The sequence below is a fragment of the Ferrimonas sp. YFM genome (assembly GCF_030296015.1).
GTDB lineage: Bacteria > Pseudomonadota > Gammaproteobacteria > Enterobacterales > Shewanellaceae > Ferrimonas.
This window is the reverse complement of the sequence record NZ_AP027368.1, coordinates 420738-433021: the sequence shown is the minus strand read 5'-3', so window position 1 is coordinate 433021 and position 12284 is coordinate 420738. Positions and strand designations below refer to the sequence as shown.

Annotated in this window: 9 protein-coding genes and 1 tRNA gene; 8 read left to right on the top strand and 2 right to left on the bottom strand. The window is 52.6% G+C overall.

Features of this window, described 5'->3' with window-relative positions; translation table 11 throughout:
* Nucleotides 1-133 precede the first annotated feature (133 nt).
* Nucleotides 134-210: transfer RNA gene (locus QUE41_RS02130), tRNA-Ile, on the top strand.
* Nucleotides 211-303: 93 nt separating this feature from the next.
* Here QUE41_RS02130 and QUE41_RS02125 read toward each other — a convergent pair.
* Nucleotides 304-1332: a competence protein CoiA family protein gene (locus QUE41_RS02125; RefSeq protein WP_286341318.1), complete on the bottom strand. Its 1029-nt coding sequence runs from the start codon at nt 1330-1332 to the stop codon at nt 304-306.
* 131 nt (nt 1333-1463) lie between these two features.
* Here QUE41_RS02125 and QUE41_RS02120 point away from each other — a divergent pair, with 131 nt between their 5' ends.
* Both QUE41_RS02120 and QUE41_RS02115 read left to right on the top strand, forming a co-directional pair.
* Nucleotides 1464-2432 (top strand): hypothetical protein, encoded by a 969-nt coding sequence (locus QUE41_RS02120; protein ID WP_286341317.1) that lies wholly within the window; start codon nt 1464-1466, stop codon nt 2430-2432.
* A 294-nt stretch (nt 2433-2726) separates the two neighbouring features.
* On the top strand, nt 2727-4064 hold the full coding sequence (locus QUE41_RS02115; RefSeq protein WP_286341316.1) for a DUF3427 domain-containing protein: 1338 nt from the start codon (nt 2727-2729) through the stop codon (nt 4062-4064).
* A 4-nt stretch (nt 4065-4068) separates the two neighbouring features.
* Here QUE41_RS02115 and QUE41_RS02110 read toward each other — a convergent pair whose 3' ends face one another.
* Nucleotides 4069-5820 carry a class I SAM-dependent methyltransferase gene (locus QUE41_RS02110; protein ID WP_286341315.1) on the bottom strand — a complete coding sequence of 584 codons (1752 nt, stop codon included), beginning with the start codon at nt 5818-5820 and terminating at the stop codon, nt 4069-4071.
* A 307-nt stretch (nt 5821-6127) separates the two neighbouring features.
* Here QUE41_RS02110 and QUE41_RS02105 point away from each other — a divergent pair, with 307 nt between their 5' ends.
* From QUE41_RS02105 to QUE41_RS02085, 5 genes are all read left to right on the top strand, one after another.
* Nucleotides 6128-6292 (top strand): hypothetical protein, encoded by a 165-nt coding sequence (locus QUE41_RS02105; protein ID WP_286341314.1) that lies wholly within the window; start codon nt 6128-6130, stop codon nt 6290-6292.
* Nucleotides 6293-6471: 179 nt separating this feature from the next.
* A complete protein-coding gene (locus tag QUE41_RS02100) occupies nt 6472-7911 on the top strand; it encodes a DUF7467 domain-containing protein (protein WP_286341313.1) in 1440 nt (479 codons plus the stop codon).
* A 174-nt stretch (nt 7912-8085) separates the two neighbouring features.
* Nucleotides 8086-8763, top strand: a complete 678-nt coding sequence (locus QUE41_RS02095; protein ID WP_286341312.1) for a DJ-1/PfpI family protein — start codon at nt 8086-8088, stop codon at nt 8761-8763.
* An 88-nt stretch (nt 8764-8851) separates the two neighbouring features.
* Entirely contained in the window at nt 8852-9700 is an 849-nt protein-coding gene (locus QUE41_RS02090; RefSeq protein ID WP_286341311.1) for a DNA ligase, read from the top strand.
* Nucleotides 9701-10764: 1064 nt separating this feature from the next.
* Entirely contained in the window at nt 10765-11802 is a 1038-nt protein-coding gene (locus QUE41_RS02085) for an IS110 family RNA-guided transposase (RefSeq protein ID WP_286341310.1), read from the top strand.
* Nucleotides 11803-12284: the final 482 nt, after the last annotated feature.

Sequence of the window (12284 nt, the reverse complement as noted above, 5' to 3'; positions counted from 1 at the left end):
CATGCGAAACGGCTTGACAGCGTGGCGTTTTCTTAACCAAACGCACCGGTGGAAGGTTCAGGCGGATGACAAGCCTGCCGCCCTTGGATATACTCTTCGGCCTAGTTGGGTGCAAACCCGACCAAAACAATTTGGCCCCTTAGCTCAGTTGGTTAGAGCAGGCGACTCATAATCGCTTGGTCGTGGGTTCAAGTCCCCCAGGGGCCACCATATACAGCAAGGCGCAGCCGGTTAGTAACCGCTGCGCCTTTATTGTTACTGACAATTGTCAGTTAACAGCTGAAAATCGCGGCCAAAGCAAAGCTATACCTGCTCTATCCCAGTGACTATCCACTTAGTTCTTCTTCCATACCCGGGCTCCGCTGAAAACTGCAAACGCACAGCACATGGGTAATTGAGTCTTTTCAACGTTTCATTAAGTGCATAATCCACTTTCATTGTTTTCGGCTCAAACCCACCACTGGATCTAATACTAAAATTAACTGTTCCATTTTTTTGGGTCGGAGCAACGCAAAAAAGATGACTAATTTCGAAATTTGACTGCTTTCCAGTAGAGTATCCTGCACCAAACTTGTACCCCAGAAGCATGACACTTTCATTTGAATTAACATTTAAGATTGCATCATTTTTAGATTTATCTATTTCGCTATGTAGAGAACTTAACTGCTGACGCAACTGAATTTTAGTTTCAGCAAACCAACTCGAATGAATAAAATACCGCGGCGCTTTCCAAAGGACAGCGTGCTCTATATCTGTAGGTGAACTATCTCTTGGCAGATAAGATAGGTCAATTTCTATCATCGTTCGCTCGGCTCTAGTTACTTCAAGAACTTTGGCATCATCAATACCATGGGTAACCAATATTTCAATATCAACCCAATCCCCTTCTGAGGTCAACGCTGTAAGGTCGGGCCGATAAGACCCTATACTTTTCTCTACCTCAACTCTTTCAAACTGAGTTAGCTCTGCCTCCCTATGTCTCTGCAAATCTAAATTTTCGAACCGGTCATCATCTACAGATACTGATTCACCCGGAAACAATAGGCACCGATGGGTTACCAGAATCTGCTTAGCCATCAAGTGCAGTGCGGTCTCTGCTCCAGCTCCACAATCAGCACCAGCATAGTGAGCGAAATGATGAGCTCGAATGTTGCCTTTTTTGGCGATCAATAGTGCATCGCAATGGGGGCAGCGGCAATCACAAAGTAGCCCATGACTGACCTCCTCAATATGTACTAGCTTGTTGTTTAACCTTCCGTAGAGTAACTCAGAGCTGCTTCCAACCAATGATTGGCTCTTCTCAACAATGTTCAATTCGTGTGACTTATCCATGCTTGTGACCTCACCTTCAACAGATCTAATGGCACTATTGTGCTCGAGACCAATAGTGGATAAGGTACTAAATTAATTCGTGAATTTCCGGAATTTCCGGATACTGGCATAAGCAGGCGTGGGGAAAGGCTATGAATCCGCAGCAGCTCAATTTCTTATCGAATAGCATTGAGTTCTTAAAGCAAGATCTGGGAAGGGATGAACAGATTCTATTTCTGGAGAATTGCTTGAAGCGCCTTCAAGAAACGGAGAGCCTAAAACGGAGTGAACTGCCTGAATTAGCTGCTTTGGGAAACGCTCGAGATCCAAAGACTCATGATAAATGGCTCACTAAGCTCTGCGATTTACTACAGCAAAATCAACAACGATTATGGGAAAAACACGGGGAAGATCTACAGCGTTTCCCAATGCTCGTTCGCCGCTGTAGCGAAGGAGGAGCAGGAAATGAAACTTACTTTGAACTAGAACCAATCGACCCTAGTACTGAACCCACTATTCAGAACCTAAACTCTAATCAGAATAATAATCCACAACTCACAGCCATTAAATATGAAGCAGTAAGGCTAAAACGGACACCCTGGTACCTAAAATTATGCAACCCTCTATTTGAATCTCGGAGAACAAGAGTGTGGCTGCTGGCCTGTTTATTAATTTCCTTTTGGATAACACCTTTAGTAATTTCGGCGTGGCTTGTCTCTGTTCAACTCTACGGACACCTGCTCTACCCCACCTTTTTATGGGCTACCATTACACTCAGTTACTGTTTAGTCTGGAGACCAATAAAAAATCTACTTGCAGTTGCTTTAAGAAAAGTAACTTTATTGGAGCATGTGATGTCGCCCTATGGCTCGATTTGTATTAGCGAAGTAAAGAAGACTAACCAATGCATAGATTCAAAATATGTCAAACGAGAACTTACGTCCTTTGATCTGACTGCAAACTGCCCAATTTGTCACAGGACCCATAAAATTACTAAGTCCATATCATTAGAAAAGCAGTCATTGTTTAACTCCCGTTTAATCGGTGTATGTGTAAACAATCCTCTAGAACACCGCTTCTCGTTTGACAAAGATACGATGGAAGGGTGCAAAATAAACTAAAAGAGCCTCAATACTGCACCAAGGAACTTGGCAATACAATAGAGAACATTGTACTGGTCATGCTTGGATTATGATACAGGCTTCACACAGCCCAAATCTCACTCTAAGGCTCACTCCTGGTCTTTACTATGAACATCATTCTCGGTGGTTCACCCTTGCCCTTCAATGAATCACACAACAAAACTCACAAAAAACCACTATAAATCAATAAATTTCATCAAAACTACATTTGATCATTAAGCAATCGGTGGCAGTATCATCACTACGGTTACTAAATCACTCATTGGTACGCTTGTGGCTAAGATCAAATACGGAAAGAATGGTCAAATTCTGCAATTGGCTTCTCATTTAAAAGGACTTACGGCCCGCCACATCCTAAACGCGGTTGCCGAATTTGAATCTCTGAATGGTGATATCGAATCTTATGATGACTCCCGCTTATACGACCTCGTCATAAACGGTAACAAGTACCCACCCAAAGCCATCTTTGGACTGGCAGCAAGCCAGGTGTTAGGACAAGCCGTACTCTCGAGCCATTTCAGCGCAGGCGATGAACATCCTTGCTTTAAACTGCTCAGGCAGCTCGGTTTTCTCATTCAACCCAAAACAGAGCGACCAACCGCTGAAGATGGCCTGATTTTACACCGTCGCTATAACAGAAAATCGGTTTGTCGTATCTTCTCACCAAAGACCAACTTCACCCCAGGAAGCGGCGTTTGGGGCCTGCAAGGAATCATTCCAAACTCTCCTTGTGTCGATGACTTCGTCCTATTCGTTACTCTTGGCCACTACGATGGCAATGATTACGAAGACTCAGTCACCGCTGATGGCTACCTAATGTGGAAATCCCAAAACAGGCATGATCCAGAATCGCCGATCATAAAATCGTTAGTTACTCACAATGAGAACGACAACAATGTGTACCTATTTTTGAGAACATCCGAAAAAGACGATTACTGCTACCTTGGTCCACTAGCGTTTCATTCCTGGGACTCACGCTCCAGCAACCCCGTTCATATCTCTTGGAAAATTCTAAACTGGCCCTTAACTCAGGCAACGCAAAAAGAGATTGGCCTTGAGCTGCAAGCGCCAACCGTCGCCACCTATAAACCACTGCAACCTATCGATGAACATGCAAGCCTCGTAGAATGCAAAAAGCCAGTTGGACAAACTCAACGAACCAAATCACACACGGGAACGCAGGGCACTGTTAATTGGGATAAACGAGATCAGAGAAATAGAGAAGTCGGCCTTCGGGGAGAAGAGCTGGTTTTAGCTTATGAGAAATCTCAGCTACTGCAGGCTGGTCGGCCAGACTTGGCCAAGAAAGTGGAGCATGTGGCCTTAACCAATTCCGCTGCTGGCTATGACCTGCTCTCTTTTGATGCTCACGGCCATCGCAAATACATCGAAGTAAAAACCACTTCAGACTCTCACAATACACCATTCTATATCTCAAGAAATGAAGTAGAGCGCTCCTTAGAATTAGGAAAGGATTATTGGATATACCGAGTCTTTGGATTTAACCCAACCAACACTCAAACCCGCTTCTATAAAATTCAAGGAGCAGCGGATCAAGTGCTGAATCTGCAGCCTGAAGTCTATAAAGCAATGGCGTTAAGCAACGAGTGAATGCTTAGGGAGCCCGGTGCAATCCATGCCACTCCCTCAACAATAATCGGCTCTTTAGCCCGGCGCTTTGCAATCCCAGAGCGTCGTAGATGGCTTCAAACTCACGGCAGCCTTTGTCTAGATTGGGTAAGGAAACCTGGGCTTGCGCGAAGAACTGATTACGTTCCTGCTCGGTGCTAAAGGCGGTTTGCCACCATTCCAGCACCCAAGCGCGTGATTGAATAAGCCGTTGTGGGTGGGGTAATCGGTCTGATTTGTTGCGATTTTCCTCAGTGGTCGTGGGCAGTAGGTTCCAGCGATCGTTATTCGGCCAATGGGCAAACGGCAGGCAGTGATCGACCTCGGCCCCTTTTGGCGACATTGGATTGCCACTCCAAACGCTCCGTAGTTCATAACCGCTCTGGTACAACTCAGCCATCTTATTCCGAATTAGGCTAGTGTCGTGTTTGGCATCCACCCACTTCAGGTGCTCGTAATAATCGCCCAGAGTAACGGGGCTGTTCAGGCGCTGCTCCTGGTCGATGTTGCACTGATATCGGCGCATCTCATTGACCCACTCCTGAGTAAGCAGCGGCTCAATCCAGCTGTGATAAACCCGAAAACTGTCCCACAAATCCGCATTGAGAATGAAGCGGCCGTAACTGCTGAAATAGTCGTTATCCAGCAGCACCGGGCCGATACCGCGCACCTGCTTGCGCTCTATGGCAAACAGCGGCTGGCTCTTGTCGTCACGATAGATAAACGTAACCGGCCCCTGCTTAATCGTATTAAGTACATCCTGAAACGTGGCCTTGAGTGCCGCCGCTTCTTCGGTATTGAGAAACGCCCCCACCATCAGGTCGTCCGGGCCAAGATGCAGCTTCTGCAGCTGTTTCCAACCGGCTTTCACAAATGCCAGTTTGGCGTTGGTTCTTGGCATTTGGTGCAGGCCACCGATATTGCACAGGCGCATGTACTGGCGAGTCCAGTACAGCGCAACCAGCCCCACAGGAATCGCCACCTTGCTGTCACTGCGATCAAGAACACAGCCCGGGTGGGCATCGGCGATGCGAAGAAGGGTTCTCAGCAAGGCCAGCTTATAAGTGGCAGACTTGCTGTCGTTGAGGATCACCTGACGAATAGTGGCCAGGTTATCACTGCCGTCTTCTGGCTTGCTCAGTACAACGGTCTGCCAGGTAACCTGACTGCGACCCAGCTCGTCACTCATTTTCTCGGTGGCCAACTTCATCACCAGACCGTGATGCCTGGCCAGCTTCTCCAATTCCTCAACTGAGACGGTATGACCGGTACGACCGTCACCAAATTCGCCATGGCGCAGAGAGATAATTAAGTGGCCACCCGATTTGAGCAGATTGGCCATCTTACGAAAGGCACGGGCACGCTCAGAAAGGGCAATGTGCATCCACACCGCACTGGCCAGAATCAGGTCGAACCGCATTCCCAGCTTAGTGACCTCGGAAAACTCCGGCAGCGAGTCCGTTATCCAGTTTACTGGTAGGTTCTGGGTATTGAGCTTGCCAATGGTTTTGAGTGCTGCGGTCGGCTCTACCGCAACCACTTGCGCGCCTCGCTCAGCCAACCATTTGGCATCGCGACCACTGCCAGCACCTATGTCCAAGGCAAACAGATCCTGGCAGCTTTCGTTCGGCCAAAAGCTCTCCCAGGCTTTGTGCACCTGCTTGAATGACACGCTGTCATAGGTGTTCGCCAACGATTCGGCGTTGATTTCGTAAAACTTGGCGGTTAGGGCATCCATTCCTACGGACTCGCGACAATATACGGCAGAGAGTACAAACTCCCAATCTACGGCAATTGATACTATTTTCCAGTGACTTACACCAAATATTGATGGGCAAATTTAGCCAAACTGCAGCAACACCTTGTTACCACCGGGACGCACACCGACACACAATTAGAGCTAGGCTGAAAGTGTGTGACGTCACCCTTAGCGTTCCTCGCACTCAGAATCCCCCCGGCCCATACGGCCGGGTCTTTTTTTGCCATTGGCCGAATCCTGCAGCCTCTCCTATAACTTAGGTATGATCACTGAAGGAGAGCCATCCATGAGCCATGGAGAAAAAGCCGGTGACCGAGAGCGCCGGGAAAAAGATCGCCGCAGCCATATGGAGCGTCGTGGCGAAGTACGCTTTGAAGACGAGAAGGGAGATCGCCGGCACCTGACCGGGCGTCGAACCGAAGACCGAATTACTTCGAAAGTCATTGCCTAAGGGCATAAGAGAGAAGGCACTGTTCTACAGTGCCTTTCTTATTTTGTAGCTCACCTTGCCTTAAATTGAAGCCCAACTTTCCTGAGCTTGCGCCAATTCCTGCCTATACTCCTTATCTCTCTGACCTAGGTTGTTATACCCAACCACAGGAGTTTGCTATGAAACCGGCGCTACCACGAATGAATAAGCTAACGCTGACAGCAACACTGTTCTCCCTCTGTTTAAGCACCAACCTCCATGCCGAAGGCAACGAGATGCTGCTGCCCGCCGTGGGCAGCCAGGCCATCATCGATGCCCAGCTCAACGGCAACAAAATTCGCATCTCGGGAACCGGCCTGCACACCCTGCCGGCTCTGCCCGGCAGCATCACCATCGACCTGAACCCTGGCGAAACCATCGAGCGGGTGCTGCTCTACTGGCAGGTGTTCGATGAAGACACCGCCTACGACGTCGACATCGACGTAGAGCGCATGGGCGATGGCTTTGCCAACATGGTGACCGGCCAAATAATTGGCGAGTACGTGGAAGGCTTTGGTGGCTCGCCCGACCTGGCGTTCTACAACGCCTACAGCGCCACCATTCGCGCCGACATCACCGACCTCAACCTGATTCAGCCCGGCAGCAACACCCTGCTGATCTCCGGCCTGGACCAGATTGCCCTGCCTGACCCCAACTTCGGTGACGATGGCCGTAACGGTGCTGGCATCCTGCTGATCTACTCTGACGACTCCGGCGATGGTGTGCAGCTGCTCGATGGCCACGATGCCGCCTGGTGGGAGCGCAACTACCCGGGTACCGACAAGTTCTCCGAAACCCTGGGCTCCACCGTACCGGTGCGCTTCCAATTTGAGCCCGCCAGTGTCGAGCGCTTCGCTGCTCTCTCCATGTTTGTCTCCAGTGTCGAAGGCAGCGGCCAGACCGGCGACGACCGCCCCTCAGTGGTGGTGATTCGCCCCGGTGGCGATCCCGCCGATGAAATTCGCGATGCCAACGCCCTGATGAGCAACCGCGGTGAGGAGTGGGACGATTACCTGAAGATGGTGCCCATCCCAGCTGGCGTGGATTACGTGGAGGTGGAGATCCTCTCCGAGACCGACCCCTATGTGGACCCCCTGAGCGTGTTGAACCCGGATGGTTCCAAGACCATCGATCCGGCCTCCTTCGTGTGGCTGGCCGCGGGCCTGACGACTCCGACTCCGGTAGAGAACGTGTGTGAATGTCGGCCTAAAGCGATCACCTTCACCTATGTAGGGGGCAGCTGCGCCGCATCCGATAACGATCAGGGTGAAGAGTTTAAGTGTATGGGCGACCTTAACTTCGCCGAGCCGGTGAGCGTCACCACCTTTGCCCACAAGTTCAACCTGGGTGACACCCAGCGAGACATCGCTGTCACCACACCCATGGTCTCCCTGGGCGGCGCCGTGACCGTGGTGGCCGACGGCACCGGTGGACGTGCAGGACGACTGCCACCGCAAACCAAGCTGCTGCTGCAGGTGAACGGCACCATGCAGACTCTGGACATCCACACCTCCTGTTCACTGCCGCTGAATACCGGGGACCAGTTCGGCCCTCTGGTACTGCAGAGCTTTGTTCAGGGTGATCAGTGTGGTCGCGACTGACTAACATGGCGGCTCCGAACTTAGGAGCCGCCTTACCCTCGCGTAACATCTGCCCACAACAACACAGCCCCTCACACTTTCACCGACACAACTGCCAGGAACATGACCCTGGCCTCTGGTGTTCGCCCTGCGTTTGCCTAGTATGTGGATACCCTCTGCACACTGGGCAACTCTATGAATAGAAGACAATTTATCTCTGCCAGCCTGGCCGTAGCCACTTCTGCTTCCCTGCCGCTGTATGCCTCGGCGGATCACAGGCAGTTTCGGGTCATCGCCCTGGTGTTCGACGACTATGAGACTCTGGATCTGCACGGTCCGGTAGAGATGCTGGGGCACATGGAGGGCTGCACCATCGAGTTGGTGGGCCGTCGTTCCATAACCCGCAGCTACCAAGGGCCCAAGGTGGTCAGCGATCTGTCCATGGACCAGGTGCACCCTTGCGACCTGTTCCTCATTCCCGGAGGCCTAGGGACCCGTAAACTGGTCAAAGACCAAGAGCTGCTGACCTGGCTAACCCAGCAGTGCCACGTGTCCGCCAAAGTATTCACCGTCTGCACCGGCTCCGCCCTGTTGGCGAGCACGCCGCTGCTTGACGGCGTGTCTGCCACCACCAACAAGCAGGCCTACGCCTGGGTGACTCACCTTAATGCCAAGGTGCTGTGGCAGCCGCGCGCCCGCTGGGTCAATCAGGGCAAGTACATCACCTCTTCCGGGGTCTCCGCCGGCACCGACGCCGCCCTGGAGCTGGTTCGACTCTACCGGGGAGAGAAGGAAGCCAAGCGCATCGCCACCCTGGCCGAGTACCAATGGAACAGTGATGCAGACAATGACCCTTTCGCCGTTGAGATATAGCTGCTGTCGCGAACACACCACCCTGACCCGGCTACACTGACAGTCAGGCTTTCAAGGAGCTGAAGGCCAAGCGGACATGGAGGTCTCTATGAAGCAGCACTCATTGGCCCTGGCTCTGGGGCTGACTCTCGCCTTTAGCCAATATCCTTTCACTGCCAGCGCCCTTGAGCCCAAATTGATGCTGGCCAGTGACTATCACGGCCAGATAGATCTCTCTCAATATCTGGTCAGCGAGAAGCTCGACGGTGTTCGTGCCTACTGGACCGGCAGTCAGTTGCTCTCTCGCAGTGGCAAGCCCATACAGGCGCCGCAGTGGTTTACCGCCGACCTGCCCGCCCTGGAACTGGAAGGCGAGCTGTGGATAGGCCGGGGGCAGTTTGAAACCCTGCTGTCTGTGGTGCGCGACCAAACGCCCGACGATCAGCAGTGGCGCCAGGTGCAGCTTCAACTGTTTGACATGCCCGGGGTGATGCAGCCGTTCTGGCAACGCTATGAGCGCCTGCAAGCCATCGCAAAGGCCATAGGTCAGCCACACATCCAGGTGCTCCCCCAGAGCCCCATAGCCAACGAGGAGGAGCTGCAATCGACCCTAGAGCAGCTCGCCAACAGCGGCGCTGAAGGTCTGATGCTGCATCATAAGGACAACCCCTACCTGCCAGGGCGCACCGGCAGCCTGATTAAGTACAAGAGCTATTCCGATGCCGAGGCAGTGGTGCTCAGCCACCTGCCCGGTAAAGGCAAATACACCGGAATGATGGGCTCGCTGCTGGTAGAGACACCGGACGGCATCAAGTTTCGCATAGGCACCGGCTTCAGCGACGCCGAGCGCTTAAATCCTCCTAAAGTGGGTTCGGTGATCACCTTCAGATACAACGGCCTGACCGAACGCGGCATCCCCCGCTTCGCCCGCTACATGCGCCCCCACCCAATGCTGTAGTGGGCGTTGGGTGTGGTGAATGAGAAAGGGAACAGTTTAGAAACAGCGTCATGCATGCGAAGGCCGGTATCTAGAGTCTTGTGCAAGAAAGCCACTGGACCCTGGCGTGCGCCAGGGAGACGACTGTGCGTGTGGCGCGGGGAGTGCTTCGTTGCTGTTGCAGGAGGGGTTGGCTAGTAATGTGCTGCCTGGCCTTGGCACATAGGTCCCTTAGCCATCCTGCTTGAACCTTCAGCATGCTCAGTGCCCTTTCAAGACCACGCGGTTCCCCCCAGCACGGTCATGCCGGCGAACGCCGGTATCCAGAGTCTTTGATTTTTAAGGGGCGAAAGAAAGCCACTGGACCCTGGCGTACGCCAGGGAGACGATTGTGCGTGTGGGACGGGGAGAGCTTCGTTGCCGTTGCAGGAGGGGTTGGCCAGCGAAGTCCTTCCTCACCTTGGCACAGAAGTCCTAAGGCTCCCTGCCTGAACCCTCAGCAAGCTCGGTGCCCTTTCATTACGACACCGCCTCCCCTAGCACGGTCATGCCGGCGCACGCCGGTATCCAGAGTCTTTGAATTTAAGGAGCGAGAGAAAGCCGCTGGACCCTGGCGTACGCCAGGGAGACGATTGTGCGTGTGGAGAGTACGGAGCTTTGTTGCTGCCTTCTGCGCAGTTGCAGGTTCGCAGGAGTCCAATTCCAACCTTATGCGGTTCCCCCCAGCACAGTCATGCCGGCGCACGCCGGTATCCAGAGTCTTTGATTTTAAGGAACGAGAGAAAGCCACTGGACCCTCGCGTGCGCCAGGGAGACGATTGTGCGTATGGGGCGGGGAGAGCTTCGTTGCTGGTACAGGAAGGATTAGCTAGCGAAGTCCTTCCTCACCTTGGCACAGAAGTCCTAAGGCTCCCTGCCTAAACCTTCAACACGCTCGGTGCCCTTTCATGACCACGCGGTTCCCCCCAGCACAGTCATGCCGGCGCACGCCGGTATCCAGTGATGTGATGGACGCCCCCCTACGATACGGCGTCAAATGCGCCAGAATTAAGTTGCGACACATAATTCAGAGAGGAGCATCCATCATGTCTATTAAAGCCATTGGAATTGATTTAGCCAAGAGTGTTTTTCAGGTTTGCGTTCTGTTGGAGGATGGCTCCATCCTTTGGAACCGCAAGGTCAAAAGAGAAAAGCTGCTTCACACACTCCTTGAATTTCCAACGGGTACACTAGTGGCCATGGAGTCTTGTGCTCGCTCTCACTATTGGGGAAGGCAGCTTCAGCAGGCTGGTTACCAGGTGAAGCTCATCCCCGCACAACACGTAAAACCCATGGTGTCTGCGCAAAAGAACGATGCCAACGATGCATTGGCCATTTGCGAGGCAGCCTTCCGGCCTAAGCTGCATCCCGTCCCCATAAAGACCATTGAGCAGCAAGACATTAAGGCTCTGCGTTGCGTCCGGCAGAGAATGGTCGAATACAGAACGGCTCTGGCCTGTCAGATACGCGGCTTGGCAGGGGAATATGGCGTTAACTTCAGTACCGGGATAAAGCTGCTGAGAAATCAGTTACCCGAATCCGTTGAAGATGGCGATAACGGTCTGAGCTTTGTCATGCGGGGGCTGTTGCTGCGGATAGAGCGGGAGCTCAAAGCTCTGGATGAGGAAATCAAAGCCATAGAGCAGGAGATTCATCAGCTGTGCAAACAGCAGCCGCGCTACCAAATTTTGCAGAGCATTCCGGGGTTCGGCCCCATTGTCGCGGCGGCTTTCGTCAGTGAAGTGGGTGACGGTCGGCAGTTTTCTAATGGCCGTCAACTGGCGGCTTGGTGTGGCTTGGTTCCAAAGCAGCACAGCACTGGAGGCAAAACTAGATTGGGCAGCATCACCAAGGCAGGAAACAAGCAACTACGAGTGCTGTTAATTCACGGGGCAAGAGCGGTCTTCGCTCATGTGGCCAAACGAGATGACAGGCTGGGGAGATGGCTGAGCAACCTGATAGCGCGTCGGGGCAAGTGCAAGGCAATCGTGGCCCTGGCCAATAAATTGGCCCGGATTGCCTGGAGCATGACGGTCAGCGGAAACCAATTCGAGTTGACCCACGCTTTCACAGTTTCTAAATAACCACATCCTCCACTCAGAAAGAGGAATAGAGGGTACCAAGCAACCTGAGTTTGCATAGCTTGATGAAAAACGGTTATCCGGCCTGGCAAGAGCCTGACATAAGACCGACAGAGAATGTCGTTCCAGCGTGAAGGTGGCCAGGTTCGGACCACATTGTGGCGCTACCTCTCGAAGGTAATACAGACGCCGAATATACGTCCGCAAACCGATCTCATCAATGTCTTGCAACTGCAGGGGCGTCCATATAAGTCTTTGATTTAAGCGACGAAAGAAAGCCGCTGGGCCCTGGCGTACGCCAGGGAGACGATTGTGCGTGTGGGGCGGGGAGAGCTTCGTTGCCGTTTCAGGAGGGGTTGGCTTCTTCGCCTTGGCACCTAGTCCCTAAGCCCTCCTGCCAGAGCTGCTGGCACGTGAGGTGCCAATACCAACCTGCCTTCTGCGCAGTTGCGGGTTCGCAAGGAGTCTAAATCCAACCTAATGCG

Bases quoted from the DNA above. Each gene is read 5' to 3' on its own strand.
- QUE41_RS02110 (WP_286341315.1), bottom strand. From the start codon at position 5,820: ATGGATGCCCTAACCGCCAAGTTTTACGAAATCAACGCCGAATCGTTG.
- QUE41_RS02120 (WP_286341317.1), top strand. From the start codon at position 1,464: ATGAATCCGCAGCAGCTCAATTTCTTATCGAATAGCATTGAGTTCTTA.
- QUE41_RS02100 (WP_286341313.1), top strand. From the start codon at position 6,472: ATGAATAAGCTAACGCTGACAGCAACACTGTTCTCCCTCTGTTTAAGC.
- QUE41_RS02095 (WP_286341312.1), top strand. From the start codon at position 8,086: ATGAATAGAAGACAATTTATCTCTGCCAGCCTGGCCGTAGCCACTTCT.
- QUE41_RS02125 (WP_286341318.1), bottom strand. From the start codon at position 1,332: ATGGATAAGTCACACGAATTGAACATTGTTGAGAAGAGCCAATCATTG.
- QUE41_RS02090 (WP_286341311.1), top strand. From the start codon at position 8,852: ATGAAGCAGCACTCATTGGCCCTGGCTCTGGGGCTGACTCTCGCCTTT.
- QUE41_RS02105 (WP_286341314.1), top strand. From the start codon at position 6,128: ATGAGCCATGGAGAAAAAGCCGGTGACCGAGAGCGCCGGGAAAAAGAT.
- QUE41_RS02085 (WP_286341310.1), top strand. From the start codon at position 10,765: ATGTCTATTAAAGCCATTGGAATTGATTTAGCCAAGAGTGTTTTTCAG.